Origin of the sequence: Actinospica robiniae DSM 44927 (assembly GCF_000504285.1) — a bacterium.
Lineage (GTDB): Bacteria > Actinomycetota > Actinomycetes > Streptomycetales > Catenulisporaceae > Actinospica > Actinospica robiniae.
In genome coordinates, this window is the sequence record NZ_KI632511.1 from 7,513,852 (window position 1) to 7,535,021 (window position 21,170).

The following is a 21,170-nucleotide window of genomic DNA, read 5'->3' on the forward strand; positions in this document are numbered from 1 at the left end:
CGAACTGCGCCGTCGTTACGGCCGGGTCGAGCGGACCACCAAGGAGTCGAGCGTCCTGGTCGAGATCGACCTCGACGGCACCGGCAGCACGGACGTGGAGACCGGCATCGGCTTCTACGACCACATGCTCGCCCAGCTGGCCAAGCACGGCCTGTTCGACCTGGTCGTCAAGACCACCGGCGACCTGCACGTGGACGCCCACCACACGGTGGAGGACACCGCGCTCGCGCTCGGCGCCGCGTTCCGCGAGGCGCTGGGGGACAAGGTCGGGATCCGCCGGTTCGCCAACGCCGCGGTGCCGCTGGACGAGACCCTGGCCGAGGCCGTGGTGGACCTGTCCGGCCGGCCCTACCTGGTGCACGAGGAGCCGGAGCGGATGGCCCCGATGATCGGGGCCTACGACACCACGCTCACCCGGCACATCTTCGAGTCCTTCATCGCCCAGGCGCAGATCTGCCTGCACCTGCGCGTGCCCTACGGACGCAACGCGCACCACATCGTCGAGGCGCAGTTCAAGGCGGTGGCCCGGGCCCTGCGCGACGCGTGCGCGCTCGACCCGCGGGTGACCGGCGTCCCGTCCACGAAAGGCACCCTGTGACCAACAGCTACAGCGCGGCCCTGCTGATCCTGCTGGGCCTGTTCCTGGCCGGCGGCGTGATCTCCTTCGCCAAGCAGAACATGTCCAAGGGGATCGTCACCCTGCTCGGCCTGTGCAGCGTGATGGCGCTGGCCGCCGGCGTCATGCGGTGGAAGTAGCCGGGAGATGAGCGAGCTCGCGAGCGACGCGATGAGCGCGGCATGAGCACCGTCGCCATCCTCGACTACGGATTCGGCAACGTCCGCTCGGCCGAGCGGGCGGTGGCCCGGCAGGGCGCCGAGGTGAGCATCACCGCCGACTTCGAGGCCTGCCTCGAGGCGGACGGCCTGCTGGTGCCCGGCGTCGGCGCGTACGCGGCCTGTATGAGCGGCCTGCGACACGTGCTCGGGCACCGGGTGATCGGCCGCCGGCTGGCCGGAGGCCGGCCGGTGCTGGGCATCTGCGTCGGCATGCAGGTGCTCTTCGAGCAGGGCATCGAGCACGGCCTGCGCACCGAGGGCTGCGGCGAGTGGCCCGGCACGGTGGAGCAGCTCGAGGCGCCGGTGGTGCCGCACATGGGCTGGAACACCGTCTCGATCCCGGCCGGGAGCGAGATGTTCGCCGGCCTCGAGCCGGACGACCGCTTCTACTTCGTGCACTCCTACGCCGCGCGGGACTGGGCGCTGACCGACACCGGTCCGCTGCCCACGCCGAAGGTCGCCTGGTGCGACTACGGCTCGAAGCCGTTCGTGGCCGCGGTGGAGAACGGCGCGCTGTGGGCCACCCAGTTCCACCCGGAGAAGTCCGGGGACGCGGGCGCGCAGCTGATCGCCAACTGGATCAAGACCCTGTAACTCCCCACTCCTCGGCGCTCGAGGGGCAACGGTAGAGGAAACGCATGTCCAAGCTCGAACTCCTGCCCGCGGTGGACGTGGAGGACGGCCAGGCGGTCCGGCTGGTGCGGGGCGAGGCGGGCACCGCCACGTCCTACGGCGCCCCGCTGGACGCCGCGCTGGCCTGGCAGTCGGCCGGGGCCGAGTGGGTGCACCTGGTGGACCTCGACGCGGCGTTCGGCCGCGGCTCCAACCGCGAGCTGCTGGCCGCGGTGGTGGCCGCGCTGGAGGTCAGGGTGGAGCTGTCCGGCGGCATCCGGGACGACGACTCGCTGCGGGCCGCGCTGGCCACCGGCTGCACCCGGGTCAACCTGGGCACCGCCGCGATGGAGAACCCGGCGTGGGTGGCCAAGGCCATCGCCGAGCACGGCGACCGGATCGCGGTCGGCCTGGACTGCAAGCTGGAGGACGGCTCCTGGCGGCTGCGCGGCCGCGGCTGGACCACCGACGGCGGCGAGCTGTTCGAGGCCCTGGCCCGGCTGGACGCCGAGGGCTGCGCCCGCTACGTGATCACGGACGTGAACAAGGACGGCATGCTGGCCGGCCCGAACGTCGAGCTCTACCGCACCGTGTGCGCCGCGACCGACCGCCCGGTGGTGGCCTCCGGCGGGGTCTCGAGCATCGAGGACCTGCGGGCGCTGGCCGGGCTCGTGCCCGACGGGGTCGAGGGGGCTATCGTGGGCAAGGCGCTGTACGCGGGCGCGTTCACGCTCGAGCAGGCCTTGGAGGCGGTGTCCCGGTGACTGTTCAGCGCATTTCCTCCGGTGGCCCGTATGAGGACGTCATCGGCTACAGCCGCGCCGTGATAGCCGGCCCGAACGCCTACGTCTCCGGCTGCACCGCCGTGGTGGACGGGGCTGTGCACCACGACGGGGACCCGTATCAGCAGGCGATCACGGCCTTCGGCGTGGCGCTGGACGCCATCGCCCAGGCCGGTTTCGGGCCCGAGCACGTGGTGCGCACCCGGATGTACGTGACCCACACCCGGGACATGGACGAGGTCGGGCGGGCGCACAAGGAGCTGTTCGACGCCGTCCGTCCGGCCGCGACCATGGTCGTGGTCGCCAAGCTGATCGACCCTCTGATGCTGGTCGAGGTCGAGGTCGACGCCTACCGGGAGGATGCCGGATGAGCCTCGCGGTCCGCGTGATCCCCTGCCTCGACGTGGACGCCGGCCGCGTGGTCAAGGGCGTGAACTTCGAGAACCTGCGCGACGCCGGCGATCCGGTGGAGCTGGCCCGCGCCTACGACCAGGCGGGCGCGGACGAGCTGACCTTCCTCGACGTCACCGCCTCCAGCGGCGACCGGGAGACCACCTACGACGTGGTGCGCCGCACAGCCGAGCAGGTGTTCATCCCGTTGACCGTCGGCGGCGGCGTGCGCTCGGCCGACGACGTGGACCGGCTGCTGCGCGCGGGCGCGGACAAGGTCGGGGTGAACACGGCCGCGATCGCGCGCCCGGAGCTGATCACCGAGATCGCCGAGCGCTTCGGCCGGCAGGTGCTGGTGCTCTCGGCGGATGTGCGCCGGTGCACCGGCGGGGTGCGCACGGACTCGGGTTTCGAAGTGACCACGCACGGCGGCCGCACCTCCACCGGCATCGACGCGGTGGCCTGGGCGGCGACGGCGGCCGAGCTCGGCGCCGGGGAGATCCTGCTGAACTCGATGGACGCCGACGGCACCAAGGACGGCTACGACCTCGAGCTGATCCGGCTGGTGCGCGCGGAGGTCTCGATCCCGGTGATCGCCTCCGGCGGCGCCGGGCGGGTCGCGGACTTCGCCCCGGCCGTCGAGGCGGGCGCGGACGCCGTGCTGGCCGCTTCGGTCTTCCACTTCGGCGAGCTGTCCATCGGCGAGGTCAAGTCGGCCCTGCGCGAGGCCGGGCACCCGGTGCGCTGACGCCGCAGTCCCTGCCGGTGCCGACCGGCCGAGAGCGCCTCCCGAGGGCCCGCAGAGCGCTTCTGCGGGCCCTCGGCGTCCGCCTTGACGCCCTCGCGGACGACGACGTAGGGTGCGAAGGCTGTCGTCGTTCATAAGTCTGCAAGTTGTTCACAAGCATGAACGGGATGATCCATGCGCCTGCCGAAGATCACCGAGGTCGTCATCACCCCGGTGGCGGTGCTCGACCCGCCGCTGCTCAACGCCTCCGGCGTGCACCAGCCCTACCAGCTGCGGGCGATCATCGAACTGCACACGGACGCCGGGATCACCGGCCTGTCCGAGGCCTACGGCGACGACCCGACCCTGGCGAACCTGCGCAAGGCCGCGCCGGCGCTGGCCGGCCTGAGCGTCTCCGACGTCAACGGCCTGACGAACCGGGTGGCGCTGGCGCTGGGCGCGGTGACCCCGACCAACCTCACCGAGCTGGTCGGCCGGGTCTCCCGGGAGAAGACCGTCGCGCAGACCATCGGCGCGCTCGAAGTGGCCCTCTACGACGCGCAGGGCAAGGCGACCGGCCAGCGCGTGTGCGACCTGCTCGGCGGGGCCGTGCGCGAGGCGGTGCCCTACAGCGCGTACCTCTTCTACCGCTGGGCCACCCACCCCGAGGGCGCCACCGGCCCGGACTTCCCGGACGACGACTGGGGCGACGCGCTCGACCCCGAGGGCATCGTGCGCCAGGCCGAGCGGATGGTGGACACCTACGGCTTCGGCTCGCTCAAGCTCAAGGGCGGCGTGTTCGAGCCGGAGGCCGAGGCCGAGGCGATCGCCGCGCTGCGCGAGGCGTTCCCCGAGCACCCGCTGCGGCTCGACCCGAACGCGAACTGGTCCGTGGCCACCTCGAAGCGGATCGCGCCGCGGCTCGAGGGTCTGCTGGAATACCTCGAGGACCCGACCGCGGGCAACCCGGGCATGGCCGAGGTCGCCCGGGCCACCTCGCTCCCGCTGGCCACCAACATGTGCGTGACCGCGTTCGAGGAGATACCGGAGGCGGCCCGGCTCGAGTCGGTCTCCGTCGTGCTCTCCGACCACCACTACTGGGGCGGCTTCCGGGCCTCGCTCAAGCTCGCCGGGATCTGCGAGACCTTCGGCTGGGGCATGTCGATGCACTCGAACACGCACCTGGGCATCTCGCTGGCCGCCATGACGCACCTGGCCGCGGCCGTGCCGAACCTCACCTACGCCTGCGACACCCACTCGCCGTGGACCCGCGAGGACGTGATCCAGCCCGGCGCCCTGGTCTGGGACAAGGGCTCGCTGGCCGTGCCCGGCACCGAGGGCCTCGGCGTGGAACTCGACCGGGACGCGCTGGAGAAGCTGCACCGGCAGTACCTCGACTGCGGCATCCGCTTCCGTGACGACCTGTCCGCGATGCGGCTGAAGGACCCGTCCTGGGAGCGGCTGAACCCGCGGTTCTGACCGTCAGGGCCCTGCCGAAATCGGCTGCTCCTCAGTCCTCGTCGCTCGCCGGCATCCCCGGGTGGATGCCGGCGAGCGCTTCGTTGTTTAGCGCGTCCTTCGCCTCGGCGAGCTTGCGCAAGAGACCCAGCAGCTGCTCGCGCTCTTCGGCTTCAAGCGGCCGGCACGTGCGGACTTCCAGGTCGAGGGCGGCCTGCAACGCCTGGTCCAGCAACGCGGATCCGGCGCCGGTGAGTGTGACGGCGTAGGCGCGCCGGTCCGCCGGGTGCGGCCTGCGCTCGATCAGGCCCCTGCTTTCCAGGTCGTCGATGAGCGCGACCATGCGGTTCGGCGTGATCCGCAGCATCGCCCCGAGCGCGCGCTGCGAGTGCCCCTTCCGGTCGGCCAGCAGCCGTAGCAGCCCGAAATGACGCACCTCGAGACCGAGCCCGGCCAGCGCGTGGCCGAGTTCGCGGCCGACCTCGAAGCCGAGCCGGGAGAGCAGGAAGGCCACGCTCGGCGGTATCTCGCCGACCGCGACCGGCGGGTGGTGCGCTGTACGGGGCGGCGTCATGGGTGCTCCCGGCGGTCGGACTCACAGGATCGTCCCAGGTTGGGATCGTGTCCCCGGGTTTATAGTACCGGTGTGGAACGATTTGGACCGGGCGTGGCGCGGTCCGGGCGCACGCAGCGAGGTGATCGACATGGGCACAGAGAAGCCGCAGGTCACGACGGATCCGTGGGGTGAGGGCGACCCCCGCGGCCAGGCCGGCGGGGCGGGCATCCGCGCCTCGGACGCCGAACGCGAGGACGCTCTGCGCGTCCTGGCCGACCATTACGCCGACGGCCGGCTCGACCGGGCCGAATTCGACGAGCGCGCCGACGCGGCGTTCGCGGCACGTACCCGGGGCCAGCTGCGCGCGCTGTTCCGCGACCTGCCGCGGCCAGCTGCCGAGGCGGTCCGGAAGGGCGCGCGGGTCCCGCGCCCGGCCACCCGCCCGCCGGCCCCGCCGATCCTGATCCTCCCGCTGCTGCTGGCCCTGGGGATCGTGGCGGCGCTGCACGGAATCCCGCCGTTCCCGCTCATTCCGCTCTTCTTCCTGCTCGCCCGCCGGCAGCGGCGCTGGGATCGGAACTGATGACGGCTGACAGATATTGACATCTGTCATCTCCATGTCGCATCCTGGGATCAACGACCTTCAGGAGGCGACGATGATCACCACGCGTACGCTCGGAGCCGGTTCGGCCGCGGTGCCCTCGGGCGCGCTCGGCCTCGGCCTGATGGGCATGTCCGGGATGTACGGCCCCGCCGAGGAGTCCGAGTCCATCGCCACCATCGGCGCCGCCGTCGAAGCGGGCGTGGACCTGCTCGACACCGGCGACTTCTACGGCATGGGCCACAACGAGATGCTGCTCGGCCGGGCGCTCAGGGAGCTGAAGCTGGACCGGGACTCGGTGAAGATCTCGGTCAAGTTCGGCGCGCAGCGCGGCCCGGACGGCGGCTGGCTCGGCTACGACGCCCGGCCCGCGGCGGTCAAGACGGCGCTGGCCTACACCCTCACCCGGCTCGGCGTCGACCACATCGACATCTACCGCCCGGCCCGGCTCGACCCGGAGGTCCCGATCGAGGAGACCGTCGGCGCGATCAGCGAGCTGATCCAGGCCGGGTACGTCCGGCAGGTCGGCCTGTCCGAGGTCGGCGCCGAGACCATCCGCCGCGCCCACGCGGTGCACCCGATCACCGACCTGCAGATCGAGTACTCGCTGATCTCCCGCTCTCCGGAGGAGTCCATCCTGCCGACCACGCGGGAGCTCGGCATCGGCGTCACGGCGTACGGCGTGCTCTCCCGCGGCCTGATCAGCGGGCACTGGACGCCGGAGCGCTCCACCGGGCCCGGGGACTTCCGCGCCCACGCCCCGCGCTTCCAGGGTGAGAACCTCGCCCGCAACCTCGAGCTGGTCGAGGCCCTGCGCACGATCGCCGAGGGCAAGGGCGTCTCGGTGGCGCAGATCGCGATCGCCTGGGTGCTGGCTCAGGGCTCGGACATCGTGCCGCTGATCGGCGCGCGCCGGCGGGACCGGCTGACCGAGGCCCTCGGCGCGATCGAGGTCGAGCTCACCCCCGCGGACCTCGACGTGATCGAGAAGGCCGTGCCGAAGGGTGCCGCGGCCGGCGACCGTTACGCCACGCCGCAGATGGCCACGCTCGACAGCGAGCGCTGAGATGACCCCGGCGGCGCAGCCGCTCACGCGCGAGCAGATCCTCGCCGCGGCGAAGGACGCGCTGCGCCGCTACGGTCCGGCCAAGACGACCGTGGTCGACGTGGCGCAGATGCTCGGCGTCTCGCACGGCACGGTCTACCGCCACTTCCCGACCAAGGCGGCGCTGCGGGCCGCGGTGGTGCGCGAGGGGCTGGAGGCGGTGTCGCGGGATCTGGGCGTCATCGCGGACGAGCAGGGCCCGGCCGTCGACCGGCTGCGCCGCTGGCTGGGCGCGCTGGTGAGCCGGAAGCAGGGCTACGCCCGCGAGGACCCGGAGCTCTTCGAGACCTACCACCAGATCTCCTCGGCCGACCCCGGCGCGGTCCAGGAGCACGTCTCCGCCCTGGCCGAGCAGATCACCGCGATCCTGCGCGACGGCGTGGCCGCGGGCGAGGTCCGTGCGTCCGCGCTCGAGGCGGGTGGTAAGGCCGTGCTCGACGCCACGGCCCGGTTCCACAACCCGTCGCACGTGGCCGAATGGTCCTCGCCGGGAATCGACGAGGACTTCGCGGCGGTGTGGCGGCTGCTGGTGCTCGGGATCGAGCGGCCGCTGGGAGCTGATAGCTGACGGCCCGTCCGTCAGCCGGCCAGCGCCCGGACGGCTTCGAGATCCGCTGCGGAGGCCAGTCCCGCGTGGTACAGCCGCAGCTCCTCGGCCCCGGCCGAGCGCAGTTCGGCGACCCACGCTCCGAGGCCGTCGCGGTCCGAGCCCATGCCGGCGACGATGTTGACCGTCGCGGCGAGCGGCTGGGCAGTGGCCGACTTCGCCATCGCGTCGGCGTACGCACGGAGCTGCGTCAGCGCGTCCTGCGATCTGGCGCCGCCGCACTGCAGCACCGCGCCGAACGAGCCGTCCGGGACGCTGCCGGGGTTCGCGCCGACGGCCAGCGGGTCCGGGCTCGTGTGCAGCAGGATCGGCACGTCCGGGCGCACCTGCCGTGCCGCCGAGACCACCTCGACCTGGAACCTCGCCGCCGCCTGGATCCGCATGTAGCCGACGGTGTCCATCGTCCGCGCGTCCAACGCGGCTGACGCCGCGTCGCCCCGGAAGACCGGCTCGAGTGCGCCGCGCACTGATTCCCGCAGACCGTCGAGCCCGGCCGAGGTGTACCAGGCTTCGCACGCCGCGCAGAAGCACAGGTTCAGCAGGAACTTCGTGCCCTGATCGAAGGCGACGCCGCCGGTCTTGTCGTGCGCGTGCAGGTGGTCGTACCCGTACCAGCCGCAGGACTCGAGTTCGATCCCGTCGATGTCCGGCTGCGCCGCGACCTCAGCGGCCAGCAGCGCGCAGTATCCGCGCACCTCGGGGGAGTTCAGGCACAGCGCCCACGGGTACGGGTCGCCGAACGCGTTGACGACGGAGTGCTCCGGATGCAGGGTGCCGAGGCGCTGATTGTGCGTCAGGATCGTCCAGGCGTAGACCTTCAGCCCGGCCTCGCGCAGCCGTGGCGCCGCCTCGGTGAACGCACCGGCCGCCCAGCTCGCTTCGGCCGGCTGCAGCAGCGAGCCGCTCCAGTGCGCCGGATCCGGCCGATAGTAGAGCGCGGAGTGGCCGGCCGTGACCACCTTGCGTTGCGGATGGCGCGGCGAAAGCGCCCTGACCGTGTGATACGCGGCGGCCAGGGTGACCCGGTCCGCGCCGAGCCCGGCGATCCGGTCCGGGCACTGCGGGTCTCCCGCCACGTCCCAGGGATAGAGGTTGACGCCGAGCCCGGCTGCCGGACTCACTCCGCGGCCTCTCCGGCGCTGTCGGCGAGTGCGGCGAGGGCCTCGCGGGCCCGGTCGACCAGCGCCAGGGCCTCGGCGACGTGCTCGGCGGCGGGCTCGACCAGCGGTGCGCGCACCGGGCCGGCCTCGTGGCCGGCCGCCCGGGTCAGTGCCTTGACCAAAGAGACCGCGTAGCCGGGGCGCGCGTGGCGCAGCTCGACGTAGGGGCGGAAGAACACGTCAACCAGCCGGTCCACGGTCTTGCGCTCCCCGCGCTCGAGCGCGCCGTGGAAGGCGAGCGCCAGGTCCGGGGCGAAGCAGAACACTGCCGAGGAGTACAGCGGGACGCCGACCGCCCGGTACGCCTGCTGGGTCATCTCCGCGGTGGGCATCCCGTTGAAGTACTGGAAGTCCTCCGCGCCGCTCGCGCGCACCGCGCTGACCACCCGCAGCATCAGGTCCAGGTCGCCGCGTCCGTCCTTGAAGCCGACGATGTTGGACACTTGGGCGAGTTCGACCACGGTCTCCGGGGTGAACACCGTCGTGTCGCGCTGGTAGAGGATCAGGTCGAGGTCGGTCGCCGCGGCCAGCGCACTGTAGTGGCGCAGCAGTCCGTCCTGGCCGCCGTCCGCGCTGTACGGCGGCAGCACGAGCAGGCCGTCGGCGCCGGCGCGCTCGGCGGCGCGGGCGTAGTCCACCGCGAGGGCGGTGCCGTAGCCGCAGCCGCCGATGACCGGCACGCGGTGCTCGGCGGCGTCCGCGGCCTCGACCGCGACGCGCACGACCGTCTCGTACTCGGCCGGGGCGAGCGCGGGGAACTCGCCGGTGCCGCAGGCGGCGAACACGGCGCCGGGGCGCTGCTCGAGCCGGGCCGCGACGTGCGCGCGGTAGGCCTCGGGGACGAAGCGCCCGTCCTGGTCGAAGGCGGTGACGGGGAAGAAGAGCAGGCCGCCGAGGCGGCGGGGGCTGGCGGCACGGGGCGGCACGGAAGCGGGTCCCTTCGGCGGTGCGGGCAGACGGCGCGTTCACCATCATGAACATCGTCCAGTAATCTGAATCCACCGGCACCCTAGAACGGGAAAGATCGCCCGTCAAGGTGGGCGCGACCGCCCGGCGGCCCGGCCCGGCGCCGCGAAAATTTCGTCGGCGCGGGCAGCGCGCGCGCCGCCGCAGAGCGCCGCCACCTGGGATCACGGGAGGGCCGTCGAGCCGGGGGCGGTCCGCCGGTCCCCGGCACTCGGGTCCGCGGGCCTGCCGGCGCCGGCCGGCGACGAGCGGCGGCAGAAAGTTTCGGGCCGGAGCGCCGATCCGACCGACGTCACTATTCCGTATACTGAACACTGGTCGCACTTGTGAACATTTCGAGGCCCTGGCACGATGGCCTCGACGCGCGCGGGCGAGTGGCCCGCGCGGCTTGCGGAAGGGAACCCCATGGCATCCGACTCCCAGGCTCCCGCCGCGGTCAAATCGGCCGATCGCACCGTGGAGCTGCTGGAGCTGCTCTCGCGCACCGGTGAGCCGCTCACCCTCAGCGAGATCCAGCGCGAGCTGTCCTATCCCAAGTCCAGCCTGTTCGTGCTGCTGCGCACCCTGGTCGCGCGCGGCTGGGTGGAGACCGACCGGCGCGGCACCGGCTACTCCATCGGCGTCCGGGCCCTGCTCGTCGGCACTTCGTACCTGGACCGCGACCCGGTCATCCGGGCCGCCACCCGCGTGCTCGAGGAGCTGCGCGCCGAGGTCAACGAGACCGTGCACCTCGCCCGGCTCGACGCCGGCGACGTGGTCTACCTGGCCAGCCGCGAGTCCGCGCACCAGCTGCGGCTGACCTCCCGGGTCGGCCGCCGGCTGCCCGCGCACGCCACCTCGCTCGGCAAGGCGCTGCTCGCCGAGCACACCGACGACGAGGTCGACGCTCTGCTCCCGGAGCGGCTCGACCCCCTCACCCCGCACACCCTGACCAGCCGTCAGGCCCTGTTCGCCGATCTGGCCGAGACCCGCGAACGCGGCTACGCGGTCGAACGCGGCGAGAACACCGTCGGCCTCGGCTGCTTCGCCGTGGCGCTCGACTTCAAGAGCCCGGCCATCGACGCCATCAGCTGCTCCGTGCCCTCGGTGCGGCTCGACGACGCCGAGCACGCGGCCCAGGTGCTGGAGGCGATCGTCCGGCACGCCAAGGATCTGAGCGCGATCCTGCGCACCGGCTGAGCCGACTCGGAAGGAGAACCCTTGTCCACCATCCTGATCACCGGCGCCGCCGGCGGCGTGGGGACGCTGCTGCGGCCCCGGCTCGCCCGAACGGGCCGGATACTCCGGCTGCTCGACCTCGCCGAGCTCGTCCCGGCGGCGGGGGAGGAGGCCGTGCGCGCCTCGGTCACCGACCTCGACGCGATGATCGAGGCCTGCCAGGGCGTCGACGCGGTGGTCCACCTCGGCGGCCAGGCCACCGAGGCGCCGTGGCAGACCATCCTCGACGTCAACATCAACGGCACCTACACCGTCTTCGAGGCCGCCCGCCGGGCCGGGGTGCCGCGGGTGGTGTTCGCCTCCTCGAACCACGCGGTCGGCTACCACACTCCCGCCGACTACCCCGTGGCCGAGAACGTCACGCCGCTGCCGGACACCTATTACGGCGTCTCCAAGGTGGCCGGCGAGGGCCTCGGCGCGCTCTACGCGCACCGCTACGGCATGGACGTGATCTGCGTCCGGATCCTGTCCTGCTTCCCCGAGCCGACCAACCTGCGCGCCCTGTCCACCTGGCTCTCGCCGGACGACGCCGGGCGGCTGTTCGAGGCCTGCCTCGCCGCGGAGCGTCCCGGCTACCGCATCGTCTACGGCGTCTCCGCGAACACCCGCGGCGGCTGGGTCTCCCAGGCCGGCGCGCGCGAGCTCGGCTACGAGCCGCAGGACGACGCCGAGATCTTCGCCGACAAGCTCATCGCCGAGTTCGGCCCGCTCGACCCGCAGGACCCCGTGTTCGCCCACCTCGGCGGTCCGTTCTGCTTTCCCTCCCTCGACGCAGAGAATCTGTGAGGCACCCATGACCGTCGCGGACGAGATCATCCAGGGCTACGACCCGCGCACCGGCGAGCCCGCCGGGGAGCCGGTGCCCGCCACCGCTCCGAACGAGGTGGACCGGGCGGTGGCCCGGGCGCGTTCGGCCGCCGCCCCGTGGGCGCGGCTGGAGCGCGCGGTGGCCCTCGAGGCCGTCGCGGACGCCCTCGACGCGCACACCGACGAGCTGGTGGAGCTGGCAGACCGGGAGACCGCGCTCGGCGCCGCCCGGCTGACCGGCGAGGTGGCCCGCACCACCGGGCAGCTGCGGCTGTTCGCCGGGGTGCTGGGCGCCGGCGGGTATCAGGACACGGTGGTCGAGCGAGCCGACGGCGCCCGGCCGGACCTGCGCCGGATCAACCGGCCGATCGGGCCGGTCGCGGTGTTCGCCGCCTCCAACTTCCCCTTCGCCTTCTCCGTCGCCGGCGGCGACACCGCCTCCGCGCTTGCGGCCGGCTGCCCGGTGGTCGTCAAGGCGCACGAGGCGCACCCGCACACCTCGCTGCGCACGGCCGAGCTGGTCCGGCAGGCGCTGGCCGGGGCCGGGGCGCCGGAGGGCGTGTTCGAGATCGTCTTCGGCTTCGAGGCCGGGGTGCGGCTGGTGCGGCACCCGGACATCGCGGGCGTCGGCTTCACCGGCTCCACCCGCGGCGGCCTGGCGCTGGCCAAGCTGTGCGCCGAGCGGCCCGACCCGATCCCGTTCTACGGCGAGCTCGGCTCGGTCAACCCGGTCGTGGTGCTGCCGGGCGCGGTCGCCGCGCGCGGCACCGAGATCGCCAACGGCTACGCGGCCTCGCTCACCCTCGGCTCCGGCCAGTTCTGCACGAACCCGGGGATCATCTTCGTGCCCGAAGACCAGGAGCTGCTGGAAGCGGTGGCCGAGGCCATGTCCGGCACCGTCGGCGGGCCGATGCTGGCCGAGCGGATCCACTCCGGACTGGTGGCCGGCGCGCAGGAGCTGGCCGGGGTGCCGGGCGTGCGGCTGCTGGCCGAGGGCAAGCCGGGCACCGGGCCTTGGGCGCCGACCCCGGCCGTGTACACGGTGACCGCCGAGGACTTCCGGCAGCACGCCGAGGCGCTGCGCGAGGAGCACTTCGGTCCGGTCGGACTGGTCGTCACCTACCAGCCCGGCGGAGCGGACGACCCGCGCCGGCTGCTGGAGGGCGGCAGCCTCGGCGAGGGGCATCTGACCGCGACCGTCCACCTCGACGCCGAGGATGAGGGGGACGTGGAGGCGGCCCGGGAACTGCTGCCCGAGCTCGAGCAGATCGCCGGGCGCATCGTGTTCAACGGCTGGCCGACCGGCGTCGCGGTGACGCACGCCCAGCACCACGGCGGCCCCTACCCGGCCACCACCGCGCCCGCGCACACCTCGGTGGGCTCGGCCGCGATCCGGCGCTGGCTGGTGCCGGTGGTCTACCAGGACGCGCCGGCCGCGCTGCTGCCGACCGCCCTGAGCTGAGAACCTCGAGCCGAGTGCCCGTCAGGGATGCGCCCGCGCGTCCCTGACGGAGGTCCCGGGCCGACGCGGCCGCGGCTCAGAACCCCAGCGTGGCGCGCTGCAGCCGACCGACCGCGGTGTCGTCCCCGGACAGCTCCACCCGCGCGGCGTCCTTGCGGCCGAAGCAGAACAGCACCAGCTCCCCGACCGGCCCGGAGACGGTGACCATCAGCGGCGTGGCCGGCTTGGCCACCACCGTGAGCTGGTTCGGCGTGCGCACCAGCGTCACCCCGACCGGCACCTTGCGGAACATCAGCTTCACCCCGCTGCGCAGCCGGCGCCAGAGCTCGTCCTCGTGCTCCTGATCGAGCTTGCGCGGCTCCCAGTCCTGCGCCGCGCGGCGCACGTCCTCGTGGTGGACGAAGAACTCGAGCACGTTGGCCGCCTCGTCCACCGCGCCCACCCGGGTCGGGGACCAGGGCGGCGGGCCGGAGCGGAAGCGCTCGACCAGGCCCGGGTAGGGCAGCCGCTTCTTGCTGCGGTTCTGGACCCGCCTGGTCCAGCCGGCCAGCGGCTTGGCGACGATCCCGGCGGCGGCGTCCGGCCTGCCCTCGCGCAGCACCAGGTGCGCGACGAGGTCGTCGGTGCGCCACCCCGCGCACAGGGTCGGGGCGTCCGGCCCGATCGTCGCCAGAGTCTCGGCCAGGGCCTGCCGTTCCCGCGCTGCGAATCCGGTCATGCGCACAGAGTATCGGCAGGCGAGCGGCTGAGCCATCGTCCGATAACGTAAGGATCGCGCGGGGGGAATCTCCCTATACACCAGCGGCGTTGCTTGGCTAGTGTCGAAGAGCGTGTGTCCGTCGCCGGTGCCCGGCACCGCGCTCCACGCACCTGTCCGCGCGGCCGCGTCGCGCCTGCCACGAGGGGGATCCGCCATGTCACGCCCGTATCCGGCGAAAGCTTCGCCGACCCGCCGCGGATTGTGGGTGCTCGGGCTCGCGATCCGGACGGAGAAGCGGGTCTTCGCCGGCGCGCTGCTCGGCAGCGCGCTCTACGGGTCCATGACCGTCGGCGCGGCCTGGGCCGCGGGGTGGGCCACCAACCACGTCGTGCTCCCGGCCTTCTCCACGCGCCACACCCCGGCCGGGATGCTCGCGGCCGGCGGGCTGCTGATCGTGGGCGTGGCCGTGGCCAAGGTGCTCGGCATCTTCGGCCGCCGGCTGCTGGCTGGCGTGCTGCAGTTCCGGATGCAGGCGAGGTTCCGCCGCCGCGTCACCGCCGCGTACCTCCGGCTCCCGCTGAGCTGGCATCAGCAGCGGCCCACCGGACGGCTGCTGTCGAACGCCAACTCCGACGTGGAGATGTCGTTCATGCCGATCGCGCCGATGCCGATGTCCCTCGGCGTGGTGGTGATGCTGCTCATGGCCATCGTCGACATGTTCCTGACCAACTCGGTGCTCGCCCTCGTCGGAGTGCTGCTGTTCCCGGCGGTCATCGCCACCAACACGGTGTACGTCCGCTTCTCCGGACCCCGCTTCGCCCGCGCCCAGGAGCTGCGCGCGCACGTCGCGGAGGTCGCGCACGAGTCCTTCGACGGCGCGCTCGTGGTCAAGACGCTGGGCCGGGAGGCCGCGGAGACCGAGCGCTTCGCCGTGCGTGCCAACCACCTGCGTGACGCCAACATCGCGGCCGGTCGGGCCCGCAGCCTGTTCAGCCCGATCCTCGAGGCACTGCCGAACCTCGGCGTGCTCGCCGTGCTGCTGTTCGGCACCCAGCAGGTCGCGGCCGGCCACGCCCGGCCGGGCGACGTGGTCAACGTCGCGTACCTGATCACCCTGCTGGCCTTCCCGATCCAGGCCATCGGCTGGGTGCTCGGCGACCTGCCCCGGGCCGTGGTCGGCTACGAGCGGGTGGCCGCTGTGCTGGCCGCGCGGGACCACACCGACTACGGGACCGCGGCCACGAACGCCGCAGTGGGAGCCGCGGCCCTCGAGTTCGACCACGTCGACTTCGCCTACCCCGGCACCGAGCAGTCGCCGGTGCTGCGCTCGCTGACCGCGTCGGTCGCTCCGGGACGCACCGTCGCGCTGGTCGGCGCCACCGGCGCGGGCAAGTCGACGCTCGCCGCGCTGCTGGCCCGGCTGGCCGACCCGACCGGCGGCGAGATCCGCCTGGACGGCACCGTCCTCGCCGACTACGCCAAGGGCGAGGTCTCCGACGCGGTCGCGCTCGTCCCGCAGCAGACCTTCATCTTCGGCGACACCGTGCGCGCCAACGTGACTCTGGGCGCTGACATGTCCGACGACGCGGTGTGGGCCGCGCTGCGCACCGCGCAGGCGGAACGCTTCGTCAAGGCCCTGCCGGCCGGACTCGACACCGTCATCGGCGAGCGCGGCACGACGCTGTCCGGCGGCCAGCGCCAACGCCTCGCCCTGGCCCGCGCGCTGGCCCGCCGCCCCCGGCTGCTCGTGCTCGACGACTGCACCTCCGCGGTGGACCCGAGCGTGGAGGCGGCGATCCTCGACGGGCTGCGCGAGCAGGGCTCTTCCACCGGGCCCGGCGCCACGGTCGTGGTCATCGCCTACCGCAAGGCGACGGTCGCGCTCGCCGACGAAGTGCTCTTCCTCGAGAACGGCGCGATCAGCGCCCGCGGCACCCACGACGAGCTGCTCGCGGCCAGCCCCGGCTACCGCGAGCTGATCACCGCGTACGCCAAGGCCGCCGAGGAGGCTCAGTCCGCCGAGCCGGACGGATCCGCCGAGCCGCTCGAGACCGCGCAGCCCTACGCCCCGACCCAGGCCGAGGAGATCCCCGCATGACCGCCGTCGTGGAAGAGCTCGAGCAGGCCGCGGAGCCGGCCGCTCCCGAGACCCTGATCGTCGGCGAGGCCTCCGGCGGTCCGCTGCGGATCGTGCGCGCCGGCCTGCGGCTCTCGCCCGAGTTCACCCGGGGCATGGGCGTCACGATCCTGCTGGCGCTCGTCGCCACCACCGGGCGCATCGTCATCCCGGTCGCCGTGCAGCAGGCCATGGACAAGGGCTTCGGCGCGGCCTCCGGCAAGGTGGACGTCGCCGAGGTCGAACACATGGTGCTGATCGCGGCCTGCGCCGTGGTGGTCACCATGGTCTCGGCCACCGCGATGAGCCGGCGGCTCTACCGGGCCAGCGAGTCCGGCCTCGCCGGGCTGCGGATCAAGGCGTTCCGGCACGTGCACGACCTCTCCGTCGCGCACCAGCAGGCGGAACAGCGCGGCTCGCTGGTCTCCCGGGTGACCTCGGACGTCGACACCATCACCAACTTCATCCAGGAGGGCGGCCTCACCCTGGTGGTGAGCATCGCCCAGATGGGGCTGGCCACCATCGTCATGGCGGTCTACTCCTGGCAGCTGACCATCCTGATCTGGGTCTGCTTCCTGCCGCTGTTCGCCACCATGCGGATCGTGCAGAAGGCCACCGGCAAGCGCTACAGCGCGGTGCGCAAGGCCATCGGCAACATGCTCGGCGCGGTCAGCGAGACCCTGGTCGGCACCCCGGTCGTGCGCGCGTACGGCATCGAGGACCGGATGGCCGAGCGGATGAACGCCTCGATCGAGGACACCCGGGCCGCCCAGGTCCGGGCCCAGCGGATCGTCGTGACCACCTTCAGCGCCGGCGAGATCGCGGCCGGGCTCGCGAACGCGGGCGTGATCGTGGTCGGCACGCTCCTCGGCGTGGGCGGGCATCTGACCGCGGGTCAGCTCGTCGCCATGCTCTTCCTGGTCTCGCTGTTCATCACACCGGTGCAGTGGGGCGTCGAGGTGCTCAACGAGGCGCAGAACGCGATCTCGGGCTGGCGCCGGGTGATCGGCCTGCTCGAGGCGGTGCCGGACGTGCCGGATCCGGGCGCGGCGGGCGAGGACCTGCCGGCCGGGCCGCTGGACGTGCGCTTCGAGGGCGTGGCCTTCGCCTACCCGAGCGGTCCCCGGGTGCTGCACGAGGTGGACGCGGTGATCCCGGCGCGCTCGCGGATCGCGGTGGTGGGCGAGACCGGCTCGGGCAAGACCACCTTCGCCAAGCTGCTCACCCGGCTGATGGACCCGATCGAGGGCCGTGTGCTGATCGGCGGCGTCGACGCTAGGCGGATCCCGTTCGAGCAGCTGCGCCGCCGGGTGGTGATGGTCCCTCAGGACGGCTTCCTGTTCGAGGGCACCCTCGCCGACAACGTGCGTTACGGAGCTCCCGGCGCGGCCGACGCGGCGGTGGCCGCGGCGTTCGAGGCGCTCGGGCTCGGCGAGTGGCTGGCCGGCCAGCCGCAGGGCGTGGCCACCCAGGTCGGGCAGCGCGGCGAGTCCCTCTCGGCGGGCGAGCGGCAGCTGGTCGCGTTGGCCCGCGCGTACGTCGCGGATCCGGACCTGCTGCTGCTCGACGAGGCCACCTCGGCGGTCGACCCCGCGACCGAGCAGCGCATCGCCCGGGCGCTGGAGGCGCTCACCCGCGGCCGCACGACGGTCTCGATCGCGCACCGGCTCTCCACCGCGCAGTCGGCCGACGAAGTGTTCGTGTTCGACGCCGGCGAGCTGGCCGAGCGCGGCCCGCACCAGGAGCTGGTGGACCGCGGCGGCATCTACGCGGGGCTCTACGCCTCGTGGGCGCGCACGGCCGTGGGGCGGTAGCGGAGACTCAGCGCACTGTCTAGGGCCGGACAGGCCCTAAGCGACCTGATGCCAGGAGAGCGCCAGCCAGGCGACCCAGGCCAGCATGCCGGTGTTCAGCGCCAGCAGCGGGTACCACTGCCACCACCGCCGGGCCACCACGGCCAGCGCGATCAGCAGCGGGAAGAGCGCGGCCAGGTAGCGCGGCTCCGAGGTGAACAAGGGCGAGGTGATGCCGAGCCAGAACATCACCGCGGACCAGGCGGTATACGAGATCGGCAGCTTCAACAGGCAGGCGATCAGCCCCGCGAGCGCGATCAGGGCGCAGATCGCCGAGGTGAGCAGGATCTGGCCGCCATAGGGGTAGCCGCTCTGCGCGAGGTACTGGAACGTGCCGAGCGGGTTCTGCGCCACCGATCCCCGGTTGCCGCCGGTGACCTGCTGCGCGTACGGCAGGATCCAGTCGCCGAAGTGCAGCTGGCAGTACAGGAGGTAGCCGCCGAGACCGATCAGCGGGGCCGCGGCCTGCGCGAGCCCGCTGAGTATGCTCCGCGGCCGCCAGTCGCTGCGGTACGCCCGCCGGATCGCCTCGATCAGGCCGAACAGCGCCAGCACCACGCCGGTGGGCCGCGACACGCCGGCGAGCAGGCCCAGCGCCACCGCCCACCCCGGCCGGCCGCGCCGCACGGCCAGGAAGTAGCCCGCCGCGAGCACCCCGGCGAGCGGCTCGGTGTACCCCATGACCAGCACGAACGCTCCCGGCGCGAGCTGGCTGAGCCACGCCGCCCGGCGCGCCGTGCCCTCGTCTTCGGTCTCGGTGAGCGCGATCAGGTAGACCAGCGCGCCGAACAGCAGCGACATCGTCCAGCTGAAGGCGAACAGCACGAACGCGGTGGGCAGCCGGGTCACGACGGTCAGCCCGGCGGTGGCGAGCGAGGTCAGCGGGAAGAAGTGGGCCAGCCCGCCGGCGCCGGTCTGGTCGGTGAACACCGCTGTGCCGTGCGCCATCCCGTCGGCCTCGGCCAGATACCAGTGCGTGTCCCAGACGTAGAGCGGGCCGAGCACGTCGCCGGGGCTGATCTGCCGGCACACCAGCAGCACGACCAGGTGCGCGACCAGCCAGGCGGGCAGCGTCGCGAGCAGGCCCGCGCCGAGCCGACGGCTCGTCGCCGCGTGCCTGGTCATCGCCGCAGTCCTCCCACTCGTGCCGCCGCGTCCGGCCCGGTGGGTCCCGACGTGATCGTCCGAGCGCGACAATAGGGCACATGGATGAGACGACGCCCGTATCTCCGGCCTTGGACCCGGCGATTGCAGCGCAGTTGAGACGAAACACCCAGGGACTCCTCCCGGCGGTCGTGCAGCAGTACGACAGCGGCGAGGTCCTCATGCTGGCCTGGATGGACGACGAGGCGCTGCGCCGCACGCTGACCACCGGCCGGGCCACCTACTGGTCGCGCAGCCGCGCCGAATACTGGGTCAAGGGGGCGACTTCCGGCAACTTCCAGGCGGTCAAGTCGGTCTCCCTGGACTGCGACGGCGACACCGTGCTGGTCAAGGTCGACCAGTCCGGCCCGGCCTGCCACACCGGGACGCACACCTGTTTCGACGGCCGGGAGCTGCCGCTCGGCGAGGAGTGAGGCGGACGGCGGGCGAGGCGGGCGCACGCCGGCTTCGCCCGCTGGACACCGGTCTCGGCCCTTGCGCCCGGCTGCCAGAATGTCAGCCATGACGACCGGTGCGACCACACCAGACCTGTCCGCCTTCCGGGCCCTGGCCGGCTCCCGCCGGGTCATCCCGGTCACCCGCCGGTTCCTGGCCGACGGCGAGACCCCGGTGGGCCTGTACCGCAAGCTCGCGGCCGAGCGGCCCGGCACCTTCCTGCTCGAGTCCGCCGAGCACGGCGTCTGGTCGCGCTACTCCTTCGTCGGGGTGCGCAGCGAGCTCGCGCTGAGCGAGAAGGACGGCCGCGCCCGGTGGATCGGCACGCCGCCGACCGGGGCGCCGACCGAGGGCGCGCCGCTGGAGGTGCTGCGGGCCGCGCTCGAGCTGCTGCGCACCCCGCACGACCGGGACCGCGCCGACCTGCCGCCGCTCACCGGCGGGTTCGTCGGCTATCTCGGCTACGACACGGTCCGGCGGCTCGAGCGGGTCGGCGACCACGCCAAGGACGACCTGAACCTGCCCGAGCTGACCATGCTGCTCGCGGCCGACCTCGCGGTGCTCGACCACACCGACGGCACGGTGACCCTGATCGCCAACGCGATCAACCTCAACGGCACCCCGGACGGCGTGGACGCGGCGTACCAGGGTGCGGTGAAGCGGCTGGACGCGATGGCCGCCGATCTGGGCCGGCCGGACCGGCTGCCGCCGGCCACACTGCGGCTCGAGACGGCGCCCGAGTACACCGGGAACCGCACCGGCGAGGACTACCGGACCGCGGTGGACGCGGCGAAGGAGCAGATCCGCGCGGGCGAGGCCTTCCAGATCGTGCTCTCCCAGCGCTTCGAGATGGCCACCGACGCCAGCGCGCTGGACGTATACCGGGTGCTCCGGGCCACGAACCCGAGCCCTTACATGTACCTGTTCCGCTTCCCCGGCGCCGATGGCGCCGACGGCGCGGACACGGGCTTCGACGTCGTCGGCTCCTCGCCGGAGGCGCTGGTGAAGGTCGCCGACGGCGAGGCGATGCTGCACCCGATCGCCGGCACCCGTCCGCGCGGGGCCACCCCGGAGCAGGACGCGGCGCTGGGCGACGAGCTGCTGGCCGACCCGAAGGAGCGCGCCGAGCACCTGATGCTGGTCGACCTCGGCCGCAACGACCTGGGCCGGATCAGCGAGCCCGGCAGCGTGGACGTGCTCGAATTCATGGCGGTGGAGCGCTACAGCCACGTGATGCACCTGGTCTCCACCGTGGTCGGCCGGATCGCGCCGGAACGCACCGCGCTGGACGTGCTGCTCGCGGCGTTCCCGGCCGGCACCCTCTCCGGCGCGCCCAAGCCGCGCGCGCTGCAGATCATCGACGACCTCGAACCCACCCGCCGCGGCGTGTACGGGGGCTGCGTCGGCTACCTCGACTTCGCCGGGGACGCCGACACCGCGATCGCGATCCGCACGGCGCTGCTGCGCGACGGCGTCGCCTACGTGCAGGCGGGCGCGGGCGTCGTGGCCGACTCGGTGCCGGAGTCCGAGGACGCGGAGTGCCGCAACAAGGCGATGGCCGTGCTGCGCGCGGTCGCCGCGGCCGGGACGCTGCGGCCCGCGGCCTGAGCCGGC

At 73.1% G+C, this 21,170-nt stretch carries 22 protein-coding genes; 17 read left to right on the plus strand and 5 right to left on the minus strand.

The window, feature by feature from the left end; genetic code table 11:
• Nucleotides 1-4 precede the first annotated feature (4 nt).
• From hisB to ACTRO_RS32395, 7 genes are all read left to right on the plus strand, one after another.
• A complete protein-coding gene (gene hisB, locus ACTRO_RS32365) occupies nt 5-598 on the plus strand; it encodes an imidazoleglycerol-phosphate dehydratase HisB (RefSeq protein ID WP_034277705.1) in 594 nt (197 codons plus the stop codon).
• A complete protein-coding gene (locus tag ACTRO_RS48355) occupies nt 595-756 on the plus strand; it encodes a hypothetical protein (RefSeq protein WP_034269265.1) in 162 nt (53 codons plus the stop codon). The genes hisB and ACTRO_RS48355 overlap by 4 nt, the downstream gene beginning before the upstream one ends.
• 42 nt (nt 757-798) lie before the next feature.
• Nucleotides 799-1,431: an imidazole glycerol phosphate synthase subunit HisH gene (gene hisH, locus ACTRO_RS32375; protein ID WP_034269268.1), complete on the plus strand. Its 633-nt coding sequence runs from the start codon at nt 799-801 to the stop codon at nt 1,429-1,431.
• Between the two features lie 44 nt (nt 1,432-1,475).
• The gene (gene priA, locus ACTRO_RS32380) at nt 1,476-2,213 is read left to right on the plus strand and encodes a bifunctional 1-(5-phosphoribosyl)-5-((5-phosphoribosylamino)methylideneamino)imidazole-4-carboxamide isomerase/phosphoribosylanthranilate isomerase PriA (protein WP_034269271.1); all 738 of its coding nucleotides are present in this window, start codon (nt 1,476-1,478) and stop codon (nt 2,211-2,213) included.
• Nucleotides 2,210-2,602, plus strand: a complete 393-nt coding sequence (locus tag ACTRO_RS32385; protein ID WP_034269274.1) for a RidA family protein — start codon at nt 2,210-2,212, stop codon at nt 2,600-2,602. The genes priA and ACTRO_RS32385 overlap by 4 nt, the downstream gene beginning before the upstream one ends.
• Complete coding sequence (gene hisF, locus ACTRO_RS32390) at nt 2,599-3,369, plus strand: imidazole glycerol phosphate synthase subunit HisF (protein ID WP_034269277.1); 771 nt, start codon at nt 2,599-2,601, stop codon at nt 3,367-3,369. Before ACTRO_RS32385 ends, hisF begins: the two co-directional genes overlap by 4 nt.
• Before the next feature lie 174 nt (nt 3,370-3,543).
• Nucleotides 3,544-4,827 (plus strand): enolase C-terminal domain-like protein, encoded by a 1,284-nt coding sequence (locus ACTRO_RS32395; protein ID WP_034269280.1) that lies wholly within the window; start codon nt 3,544-3,546, stop codon nt 4,825-4,827.
• A gap of 31 nt (nt 4,828-4,858) precedes the next feature.
• Here the strand turns inward: ACTRO_RS32395 and ACTRO_RS32400 are convergent, their stop codons facing one another.
• Complete coding sequence (locus ACTRO_RS32400; protein WP_169739980.1) at nt 4,859-5,320, minus strand: MarR family winged helix-turn-helix transcriptional regulator; 462 nt, start codon at nt 5,318-5,320, stop codon at nt 4,859-4,861.
• 190 nt (nt 5,321-5,510) lie between these two features.
• Here ACTRO_RS32400 and ACTRO_RS44245 point away from each other — a divergent pair, with 190 nt between their 5' ends.
• The 3 genes from ACTRO_RS44245 to ACTRO_RS32415 all read left to right on the plus strand — a co-directional run bounded on the left by ACTRO_RS44245 (nt 5,511) and on the right by ACTRO_RS32415 (nt 7,636).
• Nucleotides 5,511-5,945 (plus strand): DUF1707 SHOCT-like domain-containing protein, encoded by a 435-nt coding sequence (locus ACTRO_RS44245; RefSeq protein ID WP_157436573.1) that lies wholly within the window; start codon nt 5,511-5,513, stop codon nt 5,943-5,945.
• Nucleotides 5,946-6,021: 76 nt separating this feature from the next.
• Nucleotides 6,022-7,029: an aldo/keto reductase gene (locus tag ACTRO_RS32410; RefSeq protein WP_425394894.1), complete on the plus strand. Its 1,008-nt coding sequence runs from the start codon at nt 6,022-6,024 to the stop codon at nt 7,027-7,029.
• 1 nt (nt 7,030) lies between these two features.
• The gene (locus ACTRO_RS32415; protein ID WP_034269285.1) at nt 7,031-7,636 is read left to right on the plus strand and encodes a TetR/AcrR family transcriptional regulator; all 606 of its coding nucleotides are present in this window, start codon (nt 7,031-7,033) and stop codon (nt 7,634-7,636) included.
• An 11-nt stretch (nt 7,637-7,647) separates the two neighbouring features.
• Here the strand turns inward: ACTRO_RS32415 and ACTRO_RS32420 are convergent, their stop codons facing one another.
• Nucleotides 7,648-8,796 carry a hypothetical protein gene (locus ACTRO_RS32420; protein WP_034269288.1) on the minus strand — a complete coding sequence of 383 codons (1,149 nt, stop codon included), beginning with the start codon at nt 8,794-8,796 and terminating at the stop codon, nt 7,648-7,650.
• Complete coding sequence (locus tag ACTRO_RS32425; RefSeq protein WP_034269291.1) at nt 8,793-9,761, minus strand: 5-dehydro-4-deoxyglucarate dehydratase; 969 nt, start codon at nt 9,759-9,761, stop codon at nt 8,793-8,795. The genes ACTRO_RS32420 and ACTRO_RS32425 overlap by 4 nt, the downstream gene beginning before the upstream one ends.
• Before the next feature lie 445 nt (nt 9,762-10,206).
• Between ACTRO_RS32425 and ACTRO_RS32430 the strand changes: the two genes are divergently transcribed.
• Genes ACTRO_RS32430 through ACTRO_RS32440 form a run of 3 tightly spaced genes read left to right on the plus strand, consistent with a single transcriptional unit; the run spans nt 10,207 to nt 13,288 of the window.
• On the plus strand, nt 10,207-10,980 hold the full coding sequence (locus ACTRO_RS32430; RefSeq protein WP_034269294.1) for an IclR family transcriptional regulator: 774 nt from the start codon (nt 10,207-10,209) through the stop codon (nt 10,978-10,980).
• Between the two features lie 21 nt (nt 10,981-11,001).
• A complete protein-coding gene (locus ACTRO_RS32435; protein WP_034269297.1) occupies nt 11,002-11,805 on the plus strand; it encodes an NAD-dependent epimerase/dehydratase family protein in 804 nt (267 codons plus the stop codon).
• Between the two features lie 7 nt (nt 11,806-11,812).
• On the plus strand, nt 11,813-13,288 hold the full coding sequence (locus ACTRO_RS32440) for an aldehyde dehydrogenase (NADP(+)) (RefSeq protein ID WP_084316679.1): 1,476 nt from the start codon (nt 11,813-11,815) through the stop codon (nt 13,286-13,288).
• 76 nt (nt 13,289-13,364) lie between these two features.
• Here the strand turns inward: ACTRO_RS32440 and ACTRO_RS32445 are convergent, their stop codons facing one another.
• A complete protein-coding gene (locus ACTRO_RS32445; protein ID WP_034269299.1) occupies nt 13,365-14,006 on the minus strand; it encodes a TIGR03085 family metal-binding protein in 642 nt (213 codons plus the stop codon).
• Between the two features lie 196 nt (nt 14,007-14,202).
• Here ACTRO_RS32445 and ACTRO_RS32450 point away from each other — a divergent pair, with 196 nt between their 5' ends.
• Together ACTRO_RS32450 and ACTRO_RS32455 are read left to right on the plus strand one after the other, a co-directional pair.
• On the plus strand, nt 14,203-16,086 hold the full coding sequence (locus ACTRO_RS32450; RefSeq protein ID WP_051451728.1) for an ABC transporter ATP-binding protein: 1,884 nt from the start codon (nt 14,203-14,205) through the stop codon (nt 16,084-16,086).
• A complete protein-coding gene (locus tag ACTRO_RS32455) occupies nt 16,083-17,918 on the plus strand; it encodes an ABC transporter ATP-binding protein (RefSeq protein ID WP_034269301.1) in 1,836 nt (611 codons plus the stop codon). Before ACTRO_RS32450 ends, ACTRO_RS32455 begins: the two co-directional genes overlap by 4 nt.
• A gap of 36 nt (nt 17,919-17,954) precedes the next feature.
• Here ACTRO_RS32455 and ACTRO_RS32460 read toward each other — a convergent pair whose 3' ends face one another.
• On the minus strand, nt 17,955-19,082 hold the full coding sequence (locus ACTRO_RS32460; RefSeq protein ID WP_034269304.1) for a hypothetical protein: 1,128 nt from the start codon (nt 19,080-19,082) through the stop codon (nt 17,955-17,957).
• 80 nt (nt 19,083-19,162) lie between these two features.
• On the opposite strand from ACTRO_RS32460, the gene hisI reads away from it, so the two are divergent.
• Together hisI and ACTRO_RS32470 are read left to right on the plus strand one after the other, a co-directional pair.
• The gene (gene hisI, locus ACTRO_RS32465) at nt 19,163-19,534 is read left to right on the plus strand and encodes a phosphoribosyl-AMP cyclohydrolase (RefSeq protein ID WP_034269306.1); all 372 of its coding nucleotides are present in this window, start codon (nt 19,163-19,165) and stop codon (nt 19,532-19,534) included.
• Nucleotides 19,535-19,622: 88 nt separating this feature from the next.
• Nucleotides 19,623-21,164, plus strand: coding sequence for an anthranilate synthase component I (locus tag ACTRO_RS32470; RefSeq protein ID WP_034269309.1), 1,542 nt, complete (start codon nt 19,623-19,625; stop codon nt 21,162-21,164).
• Nucleotides 21,165-21,170 lie beyond the last annotated feature (6 nt).